Origin of the sequence: Allomuricauda sp. d1, from assembly GCF_039592695.1 — a bacterium.
Lineage (GTDB): Bacteria > Bacteroidota > Bacteroidia > Flavobacteriales > Flavobacteriaceae > Flagellimonas_A.
This window is the reverse complement of record NZ_JBBUTK010000003.1, coordinates 194,477-218,892: the sequence shown is the minus strand read 5'-3', so window position 1 is coordinate 218,892 and position 24,416 is coordinate 194,477. Positions and strand designations below refer to the sequence as shown.

General features: G+C 44.1%; 17 protein-coding genes. 11 read left to right on the top strand and 6 right to left on the bottom strand.

The genetic code is table 11. From position 1 onward, the window contains the following. Positions 1 to 5: 5 nt before the first annotated feature. From AAAH86_RS12805 to AAAH86_RS12795, 3 genes are all read left to right on the top strand, one after another. Positions 6 to 1,025, top strand: a complete 1,020-nt coding sequence (locus tag AAAH86_RS12805) for a LacI family DNA-binding transcriptional regulator (protein WP_343488041.1) — start codon at positions 6 to 8, stop codon at positions 1,023 to 1,025. Positions 1,026 to 1,052: 27 nt separating this feature from the next. Continuing rightward, positions 1,053 to 3,356, top strand: a complete 2,304-nt coding sequence (locus tag AAAH86_RS12800; protein ID WP_343488040.1) for a glycoside hydrolase family 65 protein — start codon at positions 1,053 to 1,055, stop codon at positions 3,354 to 3,356. Between the two features lie 89 nt (positions 3,357 to 3,445). Next, positions 3,446 to 5,227 carry an alpha-amylase family protein gene (locus tag AAAH86_RS12795; protein WP_343488039.1) on the top strand — a complete coding sequence of 594 codons (1,782 nt, stop codon included), beginning with the start codon at positions 3,446 to 3,448 and terminating at the stop codon, positions 5,225 to 5,227. Between the two features lie 44 nt (positions 5,228 to 5,271). Here the strand turns inward: AAAH86_RS12795 and AAAH86_RS12790 are convergent, their stop codons facing one another. Then, positions 5,272 to 5,697 carry a hypothetical protein gene (locus tag AAAH86_RS12790; RefSeq protein WP_343488038.1) on the bottom strand — a complete coding sequence of 142 codons (426 nt, stop codon included), beginning with the start codon at positions 5,695 to 5,697 and terminating at the stop codon, positions 5,272 to 5,274. Between the two features lie 178 nt (positions 5,698 to 5,875). Between AAAH86_RS12790 and AAAH86_RS12785 the strand changes: the two genes are divergently transcribed. After that, positions 5,876 to 6,628, top strand: a complete 753-nt coding sequence (locus AAAH86_RS12785) for a glycerophosphodiester phosphodiesterase family protein (RefSeq protein ID WP_343488037.1) — start codon at positions 5,876 to 5,878, stop codon at positions 6,626 to 6,628. Further along, positions 6,628 to 7,896, top strand: a complete 1,269-nt coding sequence (locus AAAH86_RS12780; protein WP_343488036.1) for an NAD(P)/FAD-dependent oxidoreductase — start codon at positions 6,628 to 6,630, stop codon at positions 7,894 to 7,896. Before AAAH86_RS12785 ends, AAAH86_RS12780 begins: the two co-directional genes overlap by 1 nt. Here AAAH86_RS12780 and AAAH86_RS12775 read toward each other — a convergent pair. Continuing rightward, positions 7,893 to 8,624 (bottom strand): MIP/aquaporin family protein, encoded by a 732-nt coding sequence (locus tag AAAH86_RS12775; protein WP_343488035.1) that lies wholly within the window; start codon positions 8,622 to 8,624, stop codon positions 7,893 to 7,895. The two genes, AAAH86_RS12780 and AAAH86_RS12775, sit on opposite strands and share 4 nt — an antisense overlap. Before the next feature lie 96 nt (positions 8,625 to 8,720). Then, positions 8,721 to 10,214, bottom strand: coding sequence for a glycerol kinase GlpK (gene glpK, locus AAAH86_RS12770; RefSeq protein ID WP_343488034.1), 1,494 nt, complete (start codon positions 10,212 to 10,214; stop codon positions 8,721 to 8,723). 74 nt (positions 10,215 to 10,288) lie between these two features. On the opposite strand from glpK, the gene AAAH86_RS12765 reads away from it, so the two are divergent. Then, on the top strand, positions 10,289 to 10,822 hold the full coding sequence (locus AAAH86_RS12765) for a DUF1697 domain-containing protein (RefSeq protein ID WP_343488033.1): 534 nt from the start codon (positions 10,289 to 10,291) through the stop codon (positions 10,820 to 10,822). 76 nt (positions 10,823 to 10,898) lie between these two features. On the opposite strand, the gene AAAH86_RS12760 is transcribed toward AAAH86_RS12765, so the two are convergent. Then, positions 10,899 to 11,351: a TspO/MBR family protein gene (locus AAAH86_RS12760; RefSeq protein WP_343488032.1), complete on the bottom strand. Its 453-nt coding sequence runs from the start codon at positions 11,349 to 11,351 to the stop codon at positions 10,899 to 10,901. A gap of 102 nt (positions 11,352 to 11,453) precedes the next feature. Between AAAH86_RS12760 and AAAH86_RS12755 the strand changes: the two genes are divergently transcribed. The 5 genes from AAAH86_RS12755 to AAAH86_RS12735 all read left to right on the top strand — a co-directional run bounded on the left by AAAH86_RS12755 (position 11,454) and on the right by AAAH86_RS12735 (position 16,523). After that, positions 11,454 to 12,542, top strand: a complete 1,089-nt coding sequence (locus AAAH86_RS12755) for a diphosphomevalonate decarboxylase (RefSeq protein WP_343488031.1) — start codon at positions 11,454 to 11,456, stop codon at positions 12,540 to 12,542. Positions 12,543 to 12,628: 86 nt separating this feature from the next. Further along, positions 12,629 to 13,561: a mevalonate kinase gene (locus AAAH86_RS12750; RefSeq protein WP_343488030.1), complete on the top strand. Its 933-nt coding sequence runs from the start codon at positions 12,629 to 12,631 to the stop codon at positions 13,559 to 13,561. A gap of 9 nt (positions 13,562 to 13,570) precedes the next feature. After that, positions 13,571 to 14,476, top strand: a complete 906-nt coding sequence (locus AAAH86_RS12745; protein WP_343488029.1) for a geranylgeranylglycerol-phosphate geranylgeranyltransferase — start codon at positions 13,571 to 13,573, stop codon at positions 14,474 to 14,476. Positions 14,477 to 14,625: 149 nt separating this feature from the next. Continuing rightward, a complete protein-coding gene (locus tag AAAH86_RS12740) occupies positions 14,626 to 15,576 on the top strand; it encodes a carbon-nitrogen hydrolase family protein (protein ID WP_343488028.1) in 951 nt (316 codons plus the stop codon). A 104-nt stretch (positions 15,577 to 15,680) separates the two neighbouring features. Further along, entirely contained in the window at positions 15,681 to 16,523 is an 843-nt protein-coding gene (locus AAAH86_RS12735) for a pseudouridine synthase (protein ID WP_343488027.1), read from the top strand. A gap of 16 nt (positions 16,524 to 16,539) precedes the next feature. Here the strand turns inward: AAAH86_RS12735 and AAAH86_RS12730 are convergent, their stop codons facing one another. Further along, a complete protein-coding gene (locus tag AAAH86_RS12730) occupies positions 16,540 to 17,460 on the bottom strand; it encodes a PorP/SprF family type IX secretion system membrane protein (protein ID WP_343488026.1) in 921 nt (306 codons plus the stop codon). Between the two features lie 4 nt (positions 17,461 to 17,464). Further along, entirely contained in the window at positions 17,465 to 24,280 is a 6,816-nt protein-coding gene (locus AAAH86_RS12725; protein ID WP_343488025.1) for a BspA family leucine-rich repeat surface protein, read from the bottom strand. Positions 24,281 to 24,416: the final 136 nt, after the last annotated feature.

The following is a 24,416-nucleotide window of genomic DNA, read 5'->3' as shown; positions in this document are numbered from 1 at the left end:
TCAACTTGAAACAAAAAATCACTTTAAAAGATATTGCCCGAGAATTGGATGTTTCAATATCCACTGTTTCAAAAGCGCTGAAGAACAGCGAAGAGATCAGTAGGGATACCAAAGAGAAAATACAGGCCTTTGCCAAGCTCTACAACTACAAACCCAACAATATTGCAATCAGTTTAAAGAACAAGCGCACCAAAAATATAGGTGTTATAGTACCCGATATTGTCCACTACTTCTTCACAACGGTGGTCCGGGGTATTGAAAAGTATGCCAACGCAAAAGGCTATAATGTCATTGTCTGCCTTTCAGATGAGTCTTTTGACAAAGAGGTCATCAATATGGAGATGTTGGCCAATGGCAGTATCGACGGGTTTATCATGTCACTCTCTGCAGGAACCGAAAAGAAAAAAGATTTCAACCATTTGAAGGAAGTCACCGAACAAGGTATTCCCTTGGTATTGTTTGATAGGGTCACTGATGAGATAAATTGTGATAAAGTGGTCATAGACGATATTTTGGGGGCATACAATGCCACCAAGAAATTGTTGGATGAAGGTAGAAGAAAGATTGCACTGTTGACCACAGAAGATTTTTTCAGTGTAAGCAGAAGCAGAAATTTGGGCTATGAAAAAGCCTTACGAGATTATGGATTAAGCGTCGATGAAACACATATCTTAAAATTACCATTCATGGATATTGAGGAAGAGCTTATGGGCTCATTTTTGAACACAATCAAACCAGATGCGGTGCTTAGTGTCAACGAAATCTTCGGTATATATGGCATGAGGGTATTGCAGCGAAGGGGTCTTCGTGTTCCAGAAGACGTATCGGTCATTGGTTTTACCGACGGCCTTTTGGCCAAACATGCCAACCCAAGCGTTACTTCTGTTGCGCAGCACGGTGAAAAAATGGGTGAGATAGCTGCAGAGATGTTGATTGAAAGGGTTGAAAATGACGATGAGAATGCCGAATACCGCACCCAAATTATTGAACCCACTTTGATTGAACGTGACTCTACAAATAACTAAGTTTGCCCAAACTTCTTTTACCAACAAATGAATCAAGATTACATACAGGCAAATACATGGTCAATAATCGAGGAGGGATTCGATAAAGACCGTGTAGAATCGTCAGAAAGTCTTTTCAGTTTAGGCAACGGTGCCATGGGGCAACGTGCCAATTTTGAAGAAGATTATTCGGGCAGCACTTTTCAAGGAAGCTATATCGCAGGGGTCTATTATCCTGATAAGACCCGAGTGGGCTGGTGGAAGAATGGCTATCCCGAATATTTCGCAAAAGTGTTGAACGCTCCAAACTGGATTGGAATCCAAGTATTCGTCAATAGTGAGGCACTAGACCTAAACACTTGCAAAAAAGTGATAAGCTTCCGCCGTGAACTCAACATGAAAGAGGGATGGTATAAGCGTAGTTTTCAGGCCATACTTTCAAATGAAGTTGAAGTAGCCGTCACTGTCACTCGTTTTTTAAGCCTTGATTTGGATGAGGTTGGTGCCATTAAGTACGAGGTTGTGGTTTTGAACGATGATGCTGAGGTGAAGATGATTCCCTATTTGGATAGCGGTATCAAGAACCGTGATAGCAATTGGGATGATAAATTTTGGAACACTACGGATGTTTCCTATGAAAACAATCGTGCCTTTATCGAGGCCCATACGATGAAAACGAACTTTGCAACCTGCACGTTTATGCAGGCAGAGGCAGCTTCTGAAGGAGCATCCATAACCATATCAAAATCCGAGAAATCGGAAACCAAGGCTTCCCTTGAATTCGTACACGATTTAAAAAAGGGCGAAAAAATGGCCTTGGTCAAGTTTGGCGGGTATACCACCTCGCGATACCATAAGGCCACTGATTTGGTCAAGGCAGCCAATAACGCTCTGGATGAAGCAACCAAAATTGGCTTCGAAGGGTTGCTTGAAAAGCAAAAACAAGCCTGGGCAGACATCTGGTGGATGAGCGATATCAGCATAAATGGTGATATAAAGGCACAACAGGGCATCAGATTTAATATATTTCAATTGAACCAAACCTATCTGGGCAAGGATTCAAGGCTGAATATTGGCCCAAAAGGTTTCACGGGCGAAAAATACGGTGGAAGCACCTACTGGGATACCGAGGCCTACTGCCTGCCCTTTTACATGGCCACCAAAGACCAGACCGTGGCGTGGAATCTCTTGAAGTACCGCTACAACCATCTGGAAAAGGCCATTGAAAATGCCCAAAAACTTGGGTTTAAAAACGGGGCGGCACTCTACCCTATGGTGACCATGAACGGTGAGGAATGCCACAACGAGTGGGAAATCACTTTTGAGGAAATACACCGAAATGGCGCCATAGCCTTTGCCATTTTCAATTATTACCGCTTTACGGGCGACTATAGTTACATACCAGAAATGGGCTTGGAAGTGCTTATCGGTATTGCACGGTTTTGGCACCAAAGGGCCAATTATTCAGAAAACAAGGAGAAGTATGTCATTTTAGGGGTTACAGGGCCCAATGAATATGAAAACAACGTGAACAACAATTGGTACACTAACTACTTGGCAAAATGGTGTATTGATTACACGTTGGAGGAGCTTGAAAAGGTCAAAGAAGGCTACCCAGAAGACTATGACCGCATTATCGGGCTCACCAAACTCAGCGCTTCAGAAACCGAACAATGGCAAGAAGTGGCCGATAACCTCTATTTTCCATATTCGGAAAAACACACTGTTTATTTACAGCAGGATGGATTTTTGGATAAGGAATTGATTACTGTGGATAAACTTCCAAAGACCGAACGCCCCATCAACCAAAAATGGAGTTGGGACCGAATCTTGCGTTCCCCTTATATCAAACAGGCCGATGTGTTGCAGGGATTCTACTTTTTTGAAGACCATTTTTCAACCGAGGAATTGAAAAGGCATTTTGATTTTTACGAACCCTTCACGGTTCATGAGTCGTCATTATCCCCTTGCGTGCACAGCATTCAGGCTGCCAAATTGGGCCGTATGCAACAAGCCTACGAATTTTACCTGAGAACTTCTCGATTGGATTTGGACGATTACAACAAAGAGGTTGAAGAAGGGCTTCACATCACATCCATGGCGGGCACTTGGATGAGCATTGTGGAGGGTTTTGGCGGCATGCGCGTCATTGATGATAAATTGAACTTTACGCCACAGATTCCAGAGGAATGGGATTCCTATTCCTTCAAAATCAATTTTAGAAACCGAATCATCAAGGTCACGGTGACAAAAAAGGGTTCTAACTACGAACTTGCAGGCAATGAAGAAATGTCAATTCGGGTGAACGGAGAGCGGGTGGTTTTGCTTCCAGGAAAAACGGTTGAAGCATGAAAAGGTGGGCGCTTGGTTTTTTGGCATTGACTTTAGCAATTATTGCATGTCAAGAAGGGAAAACCAATTTGCCAGAGCAAAAAATTGAAATGAAAAAAAGAAAAGCAGTTGTTTATCAGGTTTTTACCCGTCTTTTTGGCAATACGAACACCACCAACAAACCATGGGGCACCCTAGAAGAAAATGGGGTGGGGAAGTTTGCCGATTTTGATGATAAAGCACTTTCTGAAATCAAGAATTTGGGGGTCACCCACATTTGGTACACTGGGGTGCCGCACCATGCCGTTATCAATGATTACACAAAATATGGCATCTCGAACGATGACCCTGATGTGGTCAAGGGCCGGGCAGGTTCGCCCTATGCCGTGAAGGATTATTATAATGTGAATCCTGATTTGGCGGTCAATGTTGAAAACCGATTGGAAGAGTTCAAGGCGTTGATAGACCGAACCCATGAGCATGGCATGAAAGTGCTCATCGATATTGTTCCCAACCATGTGGCGCGCAACTATGAGGGTGAGACCAATCCAGATGGGGTGGTCGATTTTGGGGCTGAGGATACTACCACGGTCGAATATGCCCGCGACAACAATTTTTACTACATACCGAAAATGGAGTTCAGAACGCCTGAATGGCCCGATTGGTATTTGCCCCTTGGCGGGGATGCCCACCGATTGGCCGATTCAAAATTCACGGAAATTCCAGCAAAATGGACGGGTAACGGTTCACGGTTGGCCCAACCCAATTTCAACGACTGGTACGAAACCGTAAAAGTCAACTACGGCATTCGACCCGATGGGAGCAAAGATTTTGAGGAATTACCGGAAGGATACGGCCAAAAAGAATATCAGGCCCATTTTGAGTTTTGGAAAGAAAAAGACCTGCCCGATTCGTGGTACAAGTTTCGTGATATTGCTTTGTATTGGTTGGATATGGGGGTAGATGGCTTCCGGTTTGATATGGCCGAAATGGTGCCCGTAGCGTTTTGGAGCTTTATGAACTCCTCCATCAAAATGAAAAATCCCGACGCATTTTTGTTGGCAGAAGTGTACAATCCGCAGTTGTATCGAGACTACATCCATAAAGGAAAAATGGATTATCTCTACGACAAAGTCGAATTGTACGACAGCCTAAAGCACATCATGAAAGGCTATGGGTGGACAGACCACATTCACACCGTACAAAACGGGTTGCAGGATATTGAGCACCACATGCTGCATTTTTTGGAGAATCACGACGAACAGCGCATTGCGAGCCCAGAATTTGTGGGTAAAGCCGAACTGGGCAAACCTGCCATGGTGGTTTCTGCCACCTTGAGCACCTCGCCAACGATGATTTATTTTGGCCAAGAAGTGGGCGAAGACGGCTCTGAGGATGCCGGTTTTGGTAAGCCTTCCCGTACCTCCATTTTTGATTATATCGGGGTGCCTGCCCACCAACGCTGGGTGAACAACAAAAAATTCGATGGAGGACAATTGACCGATGATGAAAAATCACTCAGGGATTTCTACAAGCGGCTGTTGAATTTTGCCATCAACAGTGAAGCGCTTATGGGAGAGTACCAAGAAATCCATTACTACAACAAGGCACATACCGAAGGTTACGATCATCGGGTATTCTCGTTTGTGCGATGGTCAAAAAAGGAACGACTGATCATCATTTCAAATTTTGATGCTGAAAAACGGTATGAAATCGATTTAAAGCTTCCTGATGAAGTGGTTTCAAAATGGAAACTATCCGATGGCGACATACAATTAAAAGAGATGCTGTACGGAAAGAAAGAGGCTTTGTTACAGGTCAAGGACGGAAAGGGCAATATTGAATTGAATCTTGCACCTCTTGAGTCTTTCATCCTAAAATTGGAAGAATAAAAAAGCGGGCTTTGGCCCGCTTCTCTCCAATGCAATTAAATTGTTTAAGTAGTGGCTTTTTTACTGGTGGCTTTGTAGACTAAGGCTATGACGGCGCCTACGATACCGTAATAAACGATTTCGACAATGGCCTCAGCTATAAATCCGGTGAAGTCCATCATTGTTGATGTGGCATACCACATCAACCCCATTGCAATACCAGTGAATGCACCCACAGCAATTCCGAACTCAAAACCTTCGCTAGCACTATGATGTCCTCTAGCCCATTTGCGATAGATTGAACACAAAATAAATGCCCCTACTAGTTGAGAAACCGCGATTAAAGGAAACTCCATGGGTTCTTTAGAAACATCGGTAATCATGTGGGATTTAAAAAAACTTTCTAAGGCAACACCCCAGATAACAAAGCCGAGAAAAAACATGACCACTGCGGTCACTAGTGTAGCAATTAAGTTTGATTTTGAAAACATTTTAAGTTTATTTAATTGGTTAATACAGTGCTAAATATATCAAATATTAATTATCAAATTGATAATTAATAGGCATCTAAAATGATTTTTTGATAAAACCACAAGTGCTCATAAGAGAATAATCCATTAGAAAAACTTTGTAATCATATCGTATTTTAGCAACTCTAAAATGTATTTGATGAGAAGCTTGATTTCACTTAGTTTTATTGTTCTCTTGTTTATGGGTTGCAATATGATGAGCAAAAAACCTTTGGTCATAGGGCACAGGGGAGCTATGGGCCATGAGACTGAAAATACATTAGCTTCTGTACAAAAAGCGATGGACTTGGGCGTTGATATGATTGAAATAGATGTGTTCAAAATTGATAGTGGTGAGATTGTGGTTTTTCATGATGAACGGCTTGAGCGGCTTTCCAACGCTGGTGGTCGTATTGAAGAGTACAACATTTTCGACCTCAAACAGGTCATTTTAGACGGCAATCATAAAATACCCATGTTGCAAGATGTGTTGAATCTCATTGACAATCAAGTACCCCTCAACATTGAGTTGAAAGGCGCGAACACCGCTGAACGTGTCAACTTCATTATGGGTTACTACGTTCGTGAACGAGGTTGGGATTGGAAGAATTTTGTGATATCAAGTTTTAATTGGGATGAGCTTCGAGAAATACGAAAAATCAATCCCGATGTCGCCATTGCGGTTTTAACAGAAGACGAAGACCCAACTACGGCAGTGCCTGTGGCAAATGAACTGAAGGCCGTCGCCATAAACCCTTGGTACAAAACCCTGACAAAAGAAAATGTCGAAAAAATAAAAACCGAAGGCTTCAAAGTATATACCTATACCGTGAACGAACCAGATGATATTCAAAAAATGAAAGAATTTGGGGTTGACGGTATGTTCATCAACTACCCTGAAAGGGCCCTTTAATGTTTGATGTCATCATCATAGGGGGCGGGGCAGCGGGTTTTTATGCCGCTATCAGTATCGCCGAAAGAAATCCAAAATTGTCCATTGCGATTTTTGAACGGGGCAAGACCGTATTGGGCAAGGTCAAGGTTTCTGGTGGTGGGCGTTGCAATGTGACCCATGCCGAGTTTTCTCCCCATGATTTGTCGCAGAATTATCCCCGAGGGGCTAAAGAACTCATTGGCCCCTTTCATTCACATGCTGTTACTGACACCGTTGCCTTTTTTGAGGATAGAGGGGTTTCGTTAAAGGTGGAACAAGATGGACGCATTTTTCCAAAAACAGATTCCTCGCAAACCATCATTGACTGTTTTTTAGAGGAAGTAAAACGATTGAAAATCAAAGTATTAAAAAACAGTTCCGTCAAGAATTTTGAATGGAAGGAAAAAGAAAAATCGTGGCGGGTGACCACCATGAACAAACATTATCACTCAAAAAAATTGTTGGTGGCAACTGGAAGCAATCCTAAAATCTGGAAGCTTTTGAAAGAGTTGGGCCATAAAATTGTTGATCCCGTGCCATCACTCTTTACATTCAACATTGCCGATAAGCGGTTGGAAGGCTTGCAGGGCATCAGTGCAGAGGCTTATGTTGAAATCCCGAAACGAACACACTACGATTCTGATATCAGCGATCAAATCAAGACCAAGGTCGAGAAGAAACCGCTGTTGACCTCCGAAGGGCCAGTACTCATTACCCATTGGGGGCTCAGTGGGCCAGCCATATTGAGGCTCTCTGCCTGGGGGGCGCGGCTGCTAAATGAGTATCGATACCATTTCAAGATAGAGCTGAACTGGTTGCCCGAGTTCAGCACAGGCTCCTTTTTACAATATTTGCTGCAGGTAAAAGAAGTGGAGTCGAAAAAGGCAATTTATGGTACCACTCCTGTCGATATCCCATCCAGATTATGGAAAAAATTTGTCAAAGCATCCGGGATTGATACAAAGTTGCGCTGGGCGGATATTACAAAAGAAAAACTGGGCATTCTTGCAGAACAATTGACCAAATGCTCTTTTAAGGTTACTGGCAAAAGTACTTTTAAGGAAGAGTTTGTGACAGCCGGGGGTGTAGATTTAAAGGAAATTGATTTCAAAACGTTCCAAAGCAAATTGCTGCCCAACCTCTATTTTGCAGGAGAGGTCATGAATGTGGATGCCATCACCGGCGGATTCAACTTTCAAAACGCATGGACGAGCGCTTACCTTGCTGCACGGGCGATAGCAGATTAGCTCAAGATCAGCATCAATGCCGCCGCCAAACACCCTCCGATGATTGGTCCGATTACCGGAATCCATGAATACCCCCATCCGTTGGAGCCTTTATCTTTTATGGGCACCAAGGCATGAACGATTCTCGGGCCAAGGTCACGCGCCGGATTGATGGCATAGCCCGTAGTGCCGCCAAGGCTTAACCCAATGCCCCAAACCAATAGGGCTACAGGCAGCGCTCCCAAAGAACCCAGGCCAATAATCACGGGATTGGTTTCATTCAAGGTCGCATCAGTAAAATAAAGTACGGTGAACACCAAGACAAACGTGCCCAACATCTCACTGAACAGATTCAACCCTGTATTTGCGATGGCTGGTCCGGTACAGAAAACCCCACGTTTGGTATCACCATCATCAGTGGCATCAAAATGTTTTTTATTGACCAACCACACGGTAAATGCCGCAAGCATGGCCCCTATAAATTGTGCAATGATATACGTGGGAACATCGGCCCATGGAAATTTACCTGCCGCAGCAAGACCAATACTCACTGCGGGATTGATATGTGCCCCGCTATGTGGACCAGCAACGACCACGCCTACATACACTGCCAAAGCCCATCCTGTGGTGATGACAATCCAACCGCTGCCCTGACCGTATGTTTTATTTAAAGAGACATTGGCGTTCACACCGCATCCTAAAAGCATCAATAAAAAGGTTCCGATGATTTCTGCTACGAATGGCGTCATTTTTATTTTGGTTAAAGGTTAAAGGTTAAAGGTTAAAGGTTAAAGGTTAAAGGTTAAAGGTTAAAGGTTAATTGTGGATAATTTTGAACTCTGAACTCATCCCTTTGACCAGTGTTCCAATGCATCAATGGCCCTGTACCAGCCTTTGATTCCATTTTCGATGGGTTCTCTTTCAGAAGTGGGGGAGAATTTCACATCAACCTCCCAAATCTTTTGTATTTCTTCCAGGCTTTCCCAATAACCGACCGCCAAACCGGCCAGATAGGCTGCGCCCATGACCGTTGTCTCCACAACTTCGGGGCGGATGGTCGTGGTGTTCAAAACATCGGCTTGAAATTGCATCAACATATTGTTCACGGTTGCCCCACCATCAACACGAAGCTCTTGAATATCGATTCCAGAATCTGCTTCCATCGCTTTCACAATGTCCATGGTTTGGTAGGCAATCGATTCGAGTGCCGCTCTTGCAATGTGCGCATCGGTACTGCCACGGGTCAATCCGAAAATGGTGCCCATCGCTTTTTGGTTCCAATGTGGTGCCCCCAATCCCGCGAATGCGGGAACAAAATAGACACCCTCTGAAGCATCGACTGAGCTTGCCAAAGACTCCACATCCGAAGATTTTTTGATGATTTTGAGGCTGTCACGAAGCCACTGCACCACGGCCCCTGCTATAAAAATACTGCCCTCAAAGGCATAGGTGGTCTTGCCGTTGATTTTCCAGGCGACGGTGGTCAACAGATTGTTTTTTGACTGAATCGGCTTGTCGCCAATGTTCATCAGCATAAAACAGCCAGTGCCATAGGTGTTCTTGACCATACCCTTTTTGGTGCACATTTGGCCGAAAAGTGCAGCTTGTTGGTCACCTGCAATGCCCGCAATCGGAATTTTACTGGCAAAGAAATTTGGACTTGTATTACCGTACACTTCGCTCGATTGTTTTACTTCGGGCATCATGCTCTTGGGAATGTCGAACAACTGCAAAAGTTCGTCATCCCATTGTAATGTATTGATGTTAAAAATCAGGGAGCGTGAGGCATTGGTCACATCGGTAATGTGCAGTTTGCCCTGGGTCATCTTCCAGATCAGCCATGAATCGATGGTGCCCCATGCGAGATTTCCTGCTTCAGCTTTTTCTCTAGCACCTTCAACATTGTCCAGAATCCATTTGACCTTGGTGGCCGAAAAGTACGAATCGATGACCAAGCCGGTCTTTTCTCGAATCATATCGGCTTTGCCCGCTTTTTTGAGTTCATCACAATAGTCAGAAGTTCTTTTGTCTTGCCAGACTATGGCGTTGTAAATGGGTTCGCTGGTGGTCTTGTCCCACACCACAGCGGTTTCCCGTTGGTTGGTAATGCCAATGGCGGCAATTTGGGAGGCATCCAAACCTTTTTTTGAAACTGCTTCAGCAGCCATGCCTGCCTGTGTAGACCAAATCTCGGTAGCGTCATGCTCGACCCATCCCGGTTTTGGGAAAATCTGCGTAAATTCTTTTTGGGCCACCGAAACAATAGCTCCTTTTTTGTCAACAATAACAGCTCGAGAACTTGTAGTGCCTTGGTCTAAGGCCAGAATGTATTTTTCCATAAGTGAAAATCAAAATCGTCTGAAATTACTAAAATAAATTAAGTAGTTTCAAGCGATTCAAATGAATTAAAATCATGAATACCTATATCGGTTTTTTACGTGGAATCAATGTCGGGGGACAGAAGAAAATAAAAATGGCCGATTTGAGAGAAAGTTTGGAAAAAGCAGGTTTTAAATCCGTACAGACCTATATTCAGAGCGGAAACTTGGTTTTTATGGATAAATCATCTGAACGACAGGTTGTTGCTAAAAATATAGAGCAGATCCTTCTTAAGGATTTCGGATTTGAAGTACCTGTTTTGGTGACCACAGCACAACAACTGAAGAAAATTTTGGAAGAGAATCCGTTTAGTAATGATGCAGAACAAAAGAACCTGTATTTCGCTTTGCTGCATGAGGCCCCTGACGAAAATGAAAAGGCAAATTTGAAGCCAGCAGATTACCCGAACGAGACATTTCACATGGCAGAAGATTGCGTATATCTGAACTGTAAAAAGGGAGCTGGAAAAGCAAAATTGACAAATAATATCATCGAAAGAAAGCTCAAAGTAACTGCAACGACCCGTAATCTCAGAACGATGCAAAAGATGGTGGAAATGGCTTCCTGAAAGCACAAGCTCAAATGACAAAAACAAATTCAAAACAAAAAGAATTGAATTTGGTATTGAGATTTGTGTTTGAATTTTAATTCATCTCCCAAATCTTATAATTGAGCACAGCCGCAAAACAGACCCAGAGCAAATAAGGCACCATCAACCATGCCGCCAAGTCACTGACGATTTTGAACCAGCGTATGGTGAGCACAATTAAAATGAGTAGCATAAAAATGACCATCAATGCCCAAAACGGATTCTGGAATCCGAAGAAAACAATGCTCCACAAGGCATTGAATAACAGTTGAAAGCCAAAATGGTACAATGCCGTTTTGACCCAAAGATGGTAGAACCCTTTTGACCAAACGATACCCGCAGCCGCACCCATGAGAATGTACAGTATGGTCCATACGGGGGCGAACAACCAATTGGGCGGATTGAAACTGGGCTTGTTCAATGACGCATACCAATCATTGACCGAACTTTGCGTGGCAAAACTTGCTATCAGGCCCACCAACAGACAGATGGTGGCTGCTATGGTCATGTAAACCAATTTTTTACGGATAGCGGTCGGCATATTCCCTAAAATAGCAATTTATTTTGTTTCCTGTTTTTGATGAATACACCTTAGGTTATCTTTGTGCCAATGACCGAGAAGGATTTTATTGTTCCATCAGGATTGGAGTATCCAAAAAATGGAAAATCAATATGGAAAGCACCCAGCAACATTGCTTTGGTCAAATATTGGGGCAAAAAACCCGACCAGATACCTGCAAACCCGTCGATAAGTTTTACGTTGGATGCCTGTGCGACCAAAACTTCACTGGCTTTTGAAAAGCAGGAGCAAATTTCAAGCGGTTTTTCTTTTGACCTGATTTTTGAAGGCAAACCAAAAGAAGACTTCAAACCAAAAATCACCACTTTTTTTGAACGGATACTGCCGTATCTTCCTTTCTTGAAGGAGTATCATTTTACGATTGAGACGTCGAACTCGTTTCCGCATAGTTCAGGCATCGCATCCTCTGCAAGTGGCATGGCCGCTTTGGCACTATGCCTGATGTCGATTGAAAGAGCAGTAAATCATAAAATGGATGAAGAATTTTTTAGGAAAAAGGCTTCCTTTTTGGCCCGATTGGGGTCTGGAAGTGCCTGTCGGAGCATTGAAGGCGATTTGGTCCAATGGGGAAAGCACATAGACATTCCCCACAGTTCTGATTTATTCGGAATCAACTATCCTTTTGAGATACATCCAACGATCAAAAAGTACCATGACACCATTTTGTTGGTGCACAAAGGCGAGAAGACCGTGAGCAGCACTGTCGGCCACGGATTGATGAAAAATCATCCTTTTGCCGAAAAACGGTTTGAACAGGCCCACCAAAACCTCGATAGGTTGAAAGGCATCTTTTTCGAAGGAAATCTCGATGATTTCATCCAAATTGTTGAGAGTGAGGCCCTGACCCTGCATGCCATGATGATGACCAGTCAGCCGTACTTTATTTTGATGCATCCCCACACACTGCAGATCATCAACAAAATCTGGGAGTTTCGAAAAGCAACGAATACCCCGATTTGCTTTACATTGGATGCCGGGGCCAATGTGCACGTACTCTATCCTGAATATGTAAAAGAAAGAGCCATCCAATTTATTCAAGATGAACTCGTTGTGTATTGTGAAAACGGACATTATCTTTGTGATCGAATTGGAGAAGGTGCCAGAGAATTGAAATCATGACCTAGAAATCGGTACGTTGAACAGGCGTCTTTTGATTTCATCGTCCAGTTTGTTTATATTTAAGCAACGTTGTTGCAACAAAAGCTATGAAGGGACCACTGTTTTATTCCAAGATTCTGCTCTTCGGAGAGTACGGAATCATCAAAGATTCGAAAGGACTTTCCATTCCCTACAACTTTTTCAAGGGAGCCTTGAAAACTGATGAGAATCCTTCTGAACAAGCCAAGAAATCAAATGAAGGCCTAAAAGCCTTCGCAGAATATCTGGAAGCATTGCAAAATGACGGCTTGGTTTCTTTCGACTTGAATTCGCTAAACGAAGACATCGACAACGGAATGTATTTTGACAGTTCCATACCCCAAGGGTATGGTATTGGCAGCAGTGGCGCCTTGGTCGCGGCGATTTATGACAAATATGCCCACGATAAAATCACGGTACTCGAGAATCTGACCCGTGAAAAACTGTTGAAGCTCAAGGCCATTTTTGGCAAGATGGAATCTTTCTTTCACGGCAAATCTTCAGGCTTGGATCCCTTGAACAGTTATTTGAGCTTGCCCATCCTTATCAATTCCAAAGACAATATTGAATCGACGATACTTCCTTCCCAAAATAAAGGGGGCAAGGGCGCCGTCTTTTTGTTGGATAGCGGCATGACAGGGGAGACCGCTCCCATGGTGCAACTGTTCATGGAAAAAATGAAGCACGAGGGCTTTAGAAACATCATCAAGGATAAGTTTATCAAACATACCGATGCCTGTGTCGAGCATTTCTTGAACGGTGATATCAAATCGCTTTTCGGTCATGTGAAACAGCTCTCCAACGTGGTGTTGCACCATTTCAAACCCATGATTCCCAAACAGTTTCACTCCCTCTGGAAAAAAGGCATTGAGACAGGAGATTATTATCTAAAGCTTTGTGGCTCAGGTGGTGGGGGTTATATTTTGGGCTTCACCGAAGACATTGACAAAGCACGCACTGCCCTCAGCGGCCACAAATTGGAAGTGGTCTACAACTTCTAAAAACCACCAATGCTTAGCAGAAAAAATCGGCTCTTGCTTTTTAAGCTATTGAGCTTGTTTTCTGTCGTCAGGGGATACAACATTTTAATTATCACCCTAGCACAATATTTGGCATCCATTTATATTCTGGCACCCGATTGGCCGCTTCACAAAGTAGTTTTTGATTTGAATCTTTTTTTGATTGTTACGGCTTCAGCTTTGACCATCGCCGCAGGGTATATCATCAACAATTTTTACGATGCCGAAAAAGATTTGATCAACAAACCGACGAAGAGTATGTTGGATCGTTTGGTCAGCCAGCGTTTTAAGTTGACCACCTATTTTGTGCTGAACTTTTTGGCTGTCTTTGCGGCCAGTTATATTTCGTTTCGGGCGGTACTGTTTTTTTCGGCCTACATCTTTGGTATATGGTTGTACTCGCATAAGTTAAAGCGAATTCCACTGGTGGGTAATTTGGTCTCGGCCACTTTGGCCATTGCCCCATTTTTTGTGGTCTTTGTATACTATCGAAATTTTGAGACGGTCATTTTTGTACATGCCGTATATCTTTTCCTATTGATTTTGTCTAGAGAAGTCATCAAAGATTTAGAGAACATGGCGGGTGATATGGCACAAGGGTATCGCACAATTCCCATTCTGTATGGTGCGAAAATGGCCAAAGCATTGATTGCCTTATTGATTTTGCTCACCATGATACCGACCTATCTTCTGATAGCCGTTTTTGATGTGGGCTACATGTACCTCTACTTTATGACAGCAGGAATTTTATTGGTCTTTTTTTTGGTACTGCTGTGGAAATCAGGAACGAAAACACATTATGTTTGGCTACACAACATCCTCAAGTTTATCATCATTCTTGGAGTTTTCAGTATTTTGTTGCTAGATGTGGATTTGGTCTTGAATAGGATTTTATAATCGAGGAGATAGGAGGTAGTGGGCAGTAGACAGTAAATGAAGTATAAAGAAATAATGATGCAAACTGCCAATAGCGTACAGCATAAAGCTTACAGCGTATAGCTTAGAGCAAAGCACAGCGTGCAAAACCTAAAACAAAGAAATTGAAAATGGAAAACGAACTCAAAGTAACATTGGCACAGATTGCCCCAGTTTGGTTGGATAAAAAAGCGACCCTCAAAAAAGTTGAAGCAATGCTTCGGGAAGCTGCAAAAGAAAAAGCAGAGCTTGTCGTTTTTGGGGAAGCCCTGCTGCCGGGCTATCCATTTTGGTTGGCCTATACCGATGGTGCCGCTTGGGACCTAAAAGTCAATAAAGAGTTGCATGCCCACTATGTTCAAAATGCCGTTCAGATAGAAAAGGGAGACTTGGACTCCATTTGCCGATTGGCCAAAGAAAACAGTATGGCCATTTATTTGGGAATCATGGAGCGTGCCCAAGACCGTGGCGGCCACAGTATTTATGCTTCTTTGGTCTACATCAATAAGAAAGGAGAAATCAAATCCGTGCACCGAAAACTACAACCCACATATGACGAACGGCTGACCTGGGCGCCGGGGGATGGTAATGGACTGCAAGTCCATCCGTTGAAACAATTCACTGTCGGCGGACTCAACTGTTGGGAGAATTGGATGCCCCTACCACGTGCTGCGCTCTATGGTCAGGGCGAAAACTTGCATATTGCAGTCTGGCCCGGCAACTTGAACAACACCCAGGATATTACCCGGTTTATCGCCCGTGAATCCCGTAGTTATTGCATTTCGGTCTCTTCAATGATGGCCACTTCAGATTTTCCGAAGAACACACCACATTTAGATAAAATCTTGGAGAAAGCTCCCGACGTATTAGCGAATGGCGGCTCGTGCATTGCCGGCCCAGACGGGGAATGGCTGGTCGAACCCGTGATCGACAAAGAAGGATTGATTCACCACACTTTAGATTTTAACCGTGTGCTCGAAGAACGTCAAAACTTTGATCCAGTGGGGCATTATTCGAGACCTGATGTGACGAAGTTGATGGTCAACCGAGAACGACAGAACACAGTTTCTTTTAAAGATTAAAAACAAGGTTCTCCCCTCTCCCGATAGCTATCGGGATGAGGGGAGGGGGCTCCACCTTTGGTGAAGACGAAGGGGTTGTCTACCTTTGCCAAAATTTATGACTGATGGCGAAATCAGACTACGAACGCAATCGTAAACCCTCGAACCGCAGAGATGGCGGATATAAAAAAAAGCACTCTTCTAAAGGCAAACCTTTCGCTAAGCGAAGTCCACAGCCGCAGAAGGCAGGTGACCCCAACCTAATTCGTTTAAACCGCTATGTAGCCAATGCCGGCGTATGCTCGAGGCGTGAGGCCGACACCTATATCGCAGCGGGTAATGTTTCCGTAAATGGGAAGGTGATCACCGAGATGGGCTATAAGGTCAAAAGAACGGACGATGTCCGTTTTGACGGTCGAAAACTGAATCCCGAGAAAAAAGAGTACGTATTGCTCAACAAACCCAAAAACTTTATCACCACCACCCGTGACGAAAAAGGTCGCCGCACGGTGATGGAACTGGTCAGCAGTGCATCCAAAAACCGCTTGTACCCTGTGGGTAGGTTGGATAGGGACACAACAGGGCTTTTACTCTTCACCAACGACGGTGATATGGCCAAAAAACTGACCCATCCCAAACATGGAGTACGCAAAATCTATCATGTGCATTTGAACAAAAATGTTTCCATAGCCGATTTACGTAAAATCCGTGAAGGTCTCGAACTTGAAGACGGCAAAATTAAGGTCGATGAGGTTGATTATGTAAAAGGAACCACTAAAAAAGAAGTGGGCATTGAAATTCATTCGGGCCGTAACCGAATCGTACGCCGCATTTTTGAGCACTTGGGCTATGAAGTTTCCAAATTGGACCGTGTCGTTTTTGCCGGACTCACCAAAAAAGACCTGCCGCGTGGCCATTGGCGCTACCTCACAGAACAGGAGGTTATTAATTTGGGGATGATTCGGTAATCTTTACGACAATCTTTTAATCTAAAATATACCCACTACCACCACGATAGCTCAATACAATGCCGTGGGTGTTACCCAATGGTGAATCACCACTGCCTTGGGTATAACTGTATAAGGCCCTAAAATTCTTAAAGAGGTAAAATCCTGCCAAAGCGTTGAACGAGTTGCTGGTTCGAAATCCTGCTCCGATTTCAATGGAATTCTTGATGCTCAACGAGAGGTTGACATCCACTTGAAAAGGGGCACCCGATTCATATTTGAAGAGCATACTCGGCTTTAAGATGAAATCAGGTTTGTATTTATTGAGTACAAAATGATATCCTGTATACCCATAAACAGGCTGGGATAATTTCAGGTTGTCTTGGTTCGAGACCGCATCACCCAAAAGATTGGGAGCTGAAATGCCTGCAAAGAAATTGGAATGGCCAAACAATATGCCTGCCCCAACAGTGGGCAAAGTGGCGTTGACGTTCTCTGCAAAATTAGGGTCGTTCTGAATGCCCAAGCTCAATAAATCTTGGTTGTAGAGTAAGGCTCCTGCGTTCAATCCAAATGAGATGAACGATCGGTCGTACACTTTCCAGTAAGGATACGCATTATCGTTTAAGAAAATTTTATAGGAATAGGCCGCAAAGATTTGGGTCGCTGAAGTGACGCCAATCTCATCATTGATGACACCACCACCCAGCCCCATTTTTTCGTTACGCAAAGGAGAGTTGAACGTAAAGGCAAAGCTTCTTGGTGCCCCTTCGAAGGTTTGGCTGCCAAAACCAATATTGCTCAAAGTTGCTTCGGCAGCATCCAACACTCCGGCATAAGCCGAATTGATGATAAACGGATTGAAATTGTATTCCGTGAATGTGGGTGTCTGCTGCCCAAAGATGGGTGACAGCATCCAGCCCATAAGAAATATCAATAAGTAGGTTTGTTTGGTCATGGTTTTATCTTTTTAATACGAGGTACCCCTGTGTCGTTCTTAGATTATGGTCTCCGGGGATATTGATTTGGAAAAAGTAAGTGCCCTCAGGAAGCTGTCCGGCACCCATGCCCGTCAACTGATTGGCTTCACCATAGAAAGCATTGCTGGCATTATCATAGCCCTCTATCTTAAAGACCAAATCACCCCATCGGTTAAAGATCATGACCGTATTGTTTGGATAGTCTTCTATACCATTGATTTCCCAATAGTCATTAATACCGTCATTGTCAGGGGAGAATCCGAAAAGGGATTCAATTTCAGGTTCTTCGATGGTCGTGAATGATTCCTCAGCGCATCCAAAAGCATCGCCATCAGTGTTATAGGGAATGATGGTCACAAAAATCTGTTGGCTGTATGAAAAGTCATCCATAAAATCATAAGACGTTATTAATCCGACATCTTCATTATCCAAAATATCGTTTCTACCAGAAGAAGTGCCCACTGTAATTCTGTAGCCTGTGGCCTCAGCGACTTCATTCCAAGTAATATTGGTGTCGATGGCCACATCGTCGGCCCCATTTTCCGGTGTGGCCAATGTTGTGCAGCTTGGTAACATCTGAGGGGCTGTGCCGGTAATAAAACTTTCCTCTTCACAGAACTCCGCATCACCTACTGAGTTGTAGGGCTGCACGAAGACAAAAATTTCGGTATTCTCTAGCAAATCATTGGGCAAATCGTAAGAGGTTACGTTGCCCACATCTTCATCATTCAGAATGTCACCTAGACCAGCAGACGTACCCACAGTAAGGCGATATCCATCAGCGTCTGAAACAGCATCCCAAACAATATCAGTATCCACGGGAACATCAATCGACAAGTTGAGGGGTATCGATAGGTTGGTGCATTCGGGTACTGTGACCACCACATCGCCAGTAACAAAATGTTCTTCTGTGCAGCCCATGGCATCCCCAACGCTATTGTAGGGAACAATCAATACGTAAATATCACTGTTTGGCGGTAAATCGTTGGTGAAGTCATGGGTGTTGATATTGCCCACGTCGAAATTGTCAAGAATATTATACGACGCAGAAGCACCATCTCGAACGCTTACACGATATCCATCGGCATTGGAAACGGTATTCCAAGTCAAATCTGTTGAAATGGCAACATCCGTTGAACCGTCAAGAGGAATACTGAGCGTAGTGCACGTGGGTTCAGTCGGTCCTGCTGCGGTTGTAAATTGGTCATCACCACAAACGTTACCTTCATCAGCAGAGTTGTAGGCCGTAATCGTGACAAAGATTCTTGTGTCGCTCGGCAAATCAGATGGCGGGTCAAAAGAGGTCACATTGCCTACGTCGGTTATGGTCAAGATATCATCCATACCGGTGGCCGTACCGATACCAACAGTATAGCGAACCGCATTCGCTGAGACATTCCATGTAAAATTCGTGTTGACGGGAACATTTGTGGCATCGAAGGCAGGGGTTATCAGGTTGGGGCACCCTGCCTGGGGTACATCAGTCGTAAAACTTTCCTCAGCACAGGGTGTTGCATCCCCGAAACTGTTGTAGGGTACTATGGTCACAAAAATGGTCGTTCCTTCCGGTAAATCACTCGGCAGGTCATAGGTGGTGACATTACCGACATCCACATTATTTAGAATGTCATTACCGCCCGAAGAGGTGCCGACCGTCAATCGGTAGCCATCGGTATTTGCCGAACTGTTCCACATTAAATCGGTATCGATTGCAACATCTGTGGCCCCATTCAATGGGCTTGACAATGTTGTACATGCTGGTGGATCATTTAAGGTCGTTGACCCCGTTCTGAAACTTTCTTCTGCGCAGCCCATGGCATCACCGACATCGTTGTAAGGAATAATGGTCACGTAATGCGTTCGATTCTCTTGAAGGTCAGCTGGGAAATCATAGGTCGTCACATTGCCCACATCAATGTTATTCGCGACTTCAATGCCGTCTTGGGTGATGCCCACAATGACCAGATATCCAGTTGCTTCTGCAACGGCATCCCAACTGATATTGGTATCAACGGGTATATTGGTCGCTCCATCAAAAGGATTGTTCAGGCTTGTACACGCAGGTGGCACGGGAATTATTTCCGTAGTAAAACTTTCTTCGGCACAGGGCGTGGCATCCCCTTCATCATTATAGGGAATGATAGACACAAAAATCTCGGTGTCTTCCGGTAAATCTGTGGGAAGGTCACGGATCGTGACATTGCCCACATCCACATCATTGAGAATATCCGTTGCTCCAGTAGATGTTCCTACCGTAATTCGATAGCCATTGGCATTGGCAATGGGCTGCCATTCCAAATCCGTATCCACCACGACATCAACGGCACCACTTAGAGGAGAAACAAGTTGGGTACAATCCGGTGGGGTGGGCGTAGTCGTGCTGGAAATGGTAAAGCTCTCCTCAGTACATACGGTAGGATTGCCTGTTCCGTTATAGGGAATAATCGTCACATATACGGTTTCACCCCCTGTAAAATCAGTCGGAAAATCATAGGTCGTATCCGTGACATCCTCATTATTGGCGATATCGTTTCCGCCCGGTGTTGTACCGACCGTCAAATAATAACCTGTGGCATAGAGCACAGGATCCCAAGTTAGATTGGTGTTCACAGGAACATCTGTATCACCGCTCAAGGGAGAGACCAGTTGGGTACATGCGGGTACCGGACAATCCAATACATCACCGGAGAACGACCAACCGTACGTGTCGATCATCGATTGTCTTTCTTCCAATGCATCACAGTACAAAAGCGTATTTGCACCCAAATTGATGCCTGGGGTCAAGGTCTGTTCTGACCAGGCAATCAACGTATTGTCATAGTTTTCGCGTGTCAGTGCGGTATCATCAAGCATATTCTGCATATTCGAGACCGAGCTGACATCCCAATCCCCCAAATATTGATCAAAAGCCGTTGCATCTTCAAACATGGAGCGCATGGTCACGGCACCTAAATCCCACTGTTCCATAGGTTGGTTGTAAGCACTGGCATTTCTGAACATATAGTTCATGTTGGTCACGTTGAATACCCGCCAGTTGTTGATGTCTTGGTTAAAGGTAGATGCCCCGTTGAACATATTTTCCATGGTGAGTACGCCACGAACGTTCCAGCTACTGATGGTACCGTTAAAAGCGGCTGCACCCTGAAACATGCTTCTCATGGTGGTCACTGAGGCCACATTCCACGAGTTCATACTTTGATTGTAGGTCACAGCATCCCTGAACATTGATTCCATGGTGGTGACGAAAGAGGTGTTCCAACCGTCAATATTTTGATCAAAGGCAGCCGCTCCGTAGAACATTTCTGCCATGGTTAGGGCTTCACCAGTGTCCCAATTGCCCAAAGCTTGATCAAAGAGATTTGCATCTTTGAACATGGCAGCAAACTGGGTGACCGAAGCCACATCCCAATTGTTCAAAGGTTGATTGAACAATTCAGCGGTTTCGAACATTGATTCCATAAGGGTGACCGAACTGACATCCCAAGTATTGATGGGCTGGTTGAACAAGATGGCATCTTCAAACATCGATGACATGTTTGCCACGGCACTTACGTTCCAATTGTCTAAAGGTTGATCAAACGCTTCAGCGTTAAAAAACATATATGACATATCTACAACGGAGTTCACATCCCAGCTGTTCAAAGGCTGATTAAATACGATTGCCGAAGCGAACATGGAGCGCATCATGGTCACGTTGGTAACACTCCAGCTGTCAATATTTTGATTGAATGTCGATGCCCCGCTGAACATTGAAAACATATCGGTGACTGAAGAGACATCCCAATTATTTAGAGGTTGATTGAATGATGAAGCACTATTGAACATCGATGCCATATTGGTCACATTGGAAACATTCCAACTGTTCAGGGGCTGGTCAAAGGCAACACAACGTCGAAACATTTCTGCCATATTGGTCACATTGCCAACATTCCAACTATCTAGATTTTGATTGAAGGCCATATCGGTAACAAAACCATCAAACATACCGATCATGTTGGTCACATTGCTGACATCCCAATTGTTCAAGGGTTGGTTGAAAGCTTCCGCCCTTTCGAACATACCTTCCATATTGGTGACATTGCTCACATCCCAACTATTCAAAGGTTGGTTGAAGATTTCAGCTTGCTCGAACATTCTTGACATATCGACTGCGCTTCTGACATCCCAACCATCCAATGGCTGGTCAAAACTTCTGGCCGCCAAGAACATCAAGCCCATATTGGTGACGTTACTAACATTCCAATTATCCAGTGGTTGGTTGTAATCAGTAGCTGCGATGAACGTGCCACTCATCTCGGTGACGTTACTGACATCCCAATTATTGATATTTCCATTGAACATACTGGCACCCCCGAACATACTGCTCATATTGGTAACCTGTGACAAATCTGGAACATCGGTTGCTGCGTATGTCATGTTGGTACAGTAATAAAAAGACTGTCTCATCGACTGCCATTGTTGCGTACCCCATTGGTCGATGGACAGCAGTTTTTGATTGTCACGGTTCGATGTCAAATAGTAGTGCGCGGGGTAATCGCCTATAATGGCTATGGTATAAACCCCCGGATTCAAATAGGTATGCGTAATCTCGCCAGTGACGTTGTTGTCAAATTGATTGTCGCCCCAATCAATCGAATAATTATAATCACCTGAAAATTCATAATTGGTCTCTAAACGCAGTTGATTTGCAGGAGTGGAGCTTGTATCGGTATTTCTTGTATCGATGGTCAAAAGAAATGCATCAGGACTGGTATTCCAGTTGGCGACGACGGTAAAACTGATTTCTGCACAACCCGTGGCCGGCCCTTCAGCATTGTAGGGCACTACTGTCGCATAAACGATATCCCCCGGTAAAAAATCACTGGTAAAATCAATGCCCACAACATTGCCTTCATCCGAATTATTTAAGATATCGGTAATACTTCCACCCCTATCAACCCGTACACTCACATAATATCCTGTAGCATTGGGAGCTGGATTCCACCTTAAATCAAAATTGGCCGGTACATTGGTTTCACCATCTTGAGGCGAAATAAATGACGTACAGGTAACAAAAGAACAGTTGATGCTATCGCCAGTGATATTCCAATTATGGTCATCAATCAGCTCTTGTCTTGCATCACGGCCATCACAATAGGTGAGGCTTGTGGCCCCTAAATTGACATTGTCTTGAACGGCCTGTGCTGCCCAGCCTATCAATGCATTGTCATAATTTTCTTGTGATAGACCACTGTTCGACAGCATGTTTGCCATATTGGTTACCCCTGAAACATCCCAACTTGCCAGATTTTGGTCAAAAGTTGATGCGCCAGAGAACATGGTACTCATGTTTGTCGCCGAAGAAGTATCCCACCCGCTGATATCTTGGTTAAAAACCGATTGGGCAAACATATTTCCAAAGAGTGCTACCGAGCTGACATCCCACGTGTCTAAAGGCAAGTCGAACTGTGAGGCCCTAAAGAACATATTTGACATATTGGTCACGGCAGACACATCCCAAATGTTCAAATCTTGGTTGAACGCATCTGTTTCTTGAAACATGTTCCTCATATCCATGACACCACTGACATCCCACCCGCTGATATCTTGGTCAAAGACCTCGGCATCTTCAAACATTTGGCTCATATCGGTTACCAAAGAAACATTCCAGTTGTCCAGTGGTTGGTTAAAGTCCCTACAGTCCCTAAACATTTTGGCCATATTGGTTACGTTGCTGACATCCCAACTGTTCAAGGGTTGGTTGAAAATCATTGCGACGATGAACCCGTCGAACATTCCTGACATATCGGTTACGGAAGAAACATCCCAACCGTCAAGTGGCTGGTTAAATTGTGTGGCCCTCATGAACATGTCTGACATATCTGTGACAGATGAAACAACCCAATTGTTGATGTTTTGGTTAAAGTGGCTGTATTGTGAGAACATACCTGACATGTCGATAACATTGCTGACATCCCAACTGTTGAGCGGTAGGTTGAAAGCTGAGCCCTCAAACATTTGTGACATATCGGTGACGTTGGTGACGTTCCAGTTGTTCAGTGGAAAATTAAAACTGTTCGTGTAACGAAACATGCCACTCATGTTTGTTACCAGACTGACATCCCAATTGTTGATGTTTTGGTTGAATGCCGATGCACCACTGAGCATAAAGCTCATATTGGTCACAGATGCCGTGTTCCAATTATCAAGAGGTTCATTAAACGCTCTTGCATTAAGAAATGTTTCTGACATGTCAGTGACTGCAATGGTATTCCAATTGTCCACAGGCCTATTGAATATTATGGCATCGGCGAACATGCCCGAGATATCGGTAATGGTGCTGACATTCCAATTGTTGATGATGCCGTTGAACGCACTAGCCCTACGGAACATGTTCTTTAAACTGGTAACCTGTGATAGATCAGGGCTGTCAATCGCATCAAAATTCAGGTTTGTACAGCCATGAAAAGCATCTTCCATCGTTTGCCATTGATTGGTGCCCCAAGCCAGTATCTCGATGATTTTTTCGCGGTCACCACCATTATTGAAATAGATGGCGGGGAAAGTGCCTGTGATACTGACGGTGTAAGTGCCCGGTGCGGTATAGGTATGGGTAATGTCACCTGTGACATTTGTGTCTGAAGCCCCGTCACCCCAATCAATATCGTAATTGTAAGTATAAGCGGGATTTGTTGGAATGGTTATTTCGTTGTTTGCCGAGGTGCCTGGGTTGGTAGTGTTCCAAATTGTGTTGAAACCTTGGGAAAACGAAAAGCATGAAATGGTCAGGGCGAAAAGAAAGAGTAATCGTTTGAACATTAATCAGTGTTTGGGGTTCTTTTTCAACGGTTTACGATTGAAAATATTTTTTGAAATTACGGGTAGGTGAAGCACCTCAACAAGTTTTTGTTGTCAAAGTACTTTAATCGTGTTGTGAAATAACTCCCTGAAAACC

Bases quoted from the DNA above. Each gene is read 5' to 3' on its own strand.
- AAAH86_RS12800 (WP_343488040.1), top strand. From the start codon at position 1,053: ATGAATCAAGATTACATACAGGCAAATACATGGTCAATAATCGAGGAG.
- AAAH86_RS12795 (WP_343488039.1), top strand. From the start codon at position 3,446: ATGAAAAAAAGAAAAGCAGTTGTTTATCAGGTTTTTACCCGTCTTTTT.
- AAAH86_RS12790 (WP_343488038.1), bottom strand. From the start codon at position 5,697: ATGTTTTCAAAATCAAACTTAATTGCTACACTAGTGACCGCAGTGGTC.
- AAAH86_RS12785 (WP_343488037.1), top strand. From the start codon at position 5,876: ATGAGAAGCTTGATTTCACTTAGTTTTATTGTTCTCTTGTTTATGGGT.
- AAAH86_RS12780 (WP_343488036.1), top strand. From the start codon at position 6,628: ATGTTTGATGTCATCATCATAGGGGGCGGGGCAGCGGGTTTTTATGCC.
- AAAH86_RS12775 (WP_343488035.1), bottom strand. From the start codon at position 8,624: ATGACGCCATTCGTAGCAGAAATCATCGGAACCTTTTTATTGATGCTT.
- glpK (WP_343488034.1), bottom strand. From the start codon at position 10,214: ATGGAAAAATACATTCTGGCCTTAGACCAAGGCACTACAAGTTCTCGA.
- AAAH86_RS12765 (WP_343488033.1), top strand. From the start codon at position 10,289: ATGAATACCTATATCGGTTTTTTACGTGGAATCAATGTCGGGGGACAG.
- AAAH86_RS12760 (WP_343488032.1), bottom strand. From the start codon at position 11,351: ATGACCATAGCAGCCACCATCTGTCTGTTGGTGGGCCTGATAGCAAGT.
- AAAH86_RS12755 (WP_343488031.1), top strand. From the start codon at position 11,454: ATGACCGAGAAGGATTTTATTGTTCCATCAGGATTGGAGTATCCAAAA.
- AAAH86_RS12750 (WP_343488030.1), top strand. From the start codon at position 12,629: ATGAAGGGACCACTGTTTTATTCCAAGATTCTGCTCTTCGGAGAGTAC.
- AAAH86_RS12745 (WP_343488029.1), top strand. From the start codon at position 13,571: ATGCTTAGCAGAAAAAATCGGCTCTTGCTTTTTAAGCTATTGAGCTTG.
- AAAH86_RS12740 (WP_343488028.1), top strand. From the start codon at position 14,626: ATGGAAAACGAACTCAAAGTAACATTGGCACAGATTGCCCCAGTTTGG.
- AAAH86_RS12735 (WP_343488027.1), top strand. From the start codon at position 15,681: ATGGCGAAATCAGACTACGAACGCAATCGTAAACCCTCGAACCGCAGA.
- AAAH86_RS12730 (WP_343488026.1), bottom strand. From the start codon at position 17,460: ATGACCAAACAAACCTACTTATTGATATTTCTTATGGGCTGGATGCTG.
- AAAH86_RS12725 (WP_343488025.1), bottom strand. From the start codon at position 24,280: ATGTTCAAACGATTACTCTTTCTTTTCGCCCTGACCATTTCATGCTTT.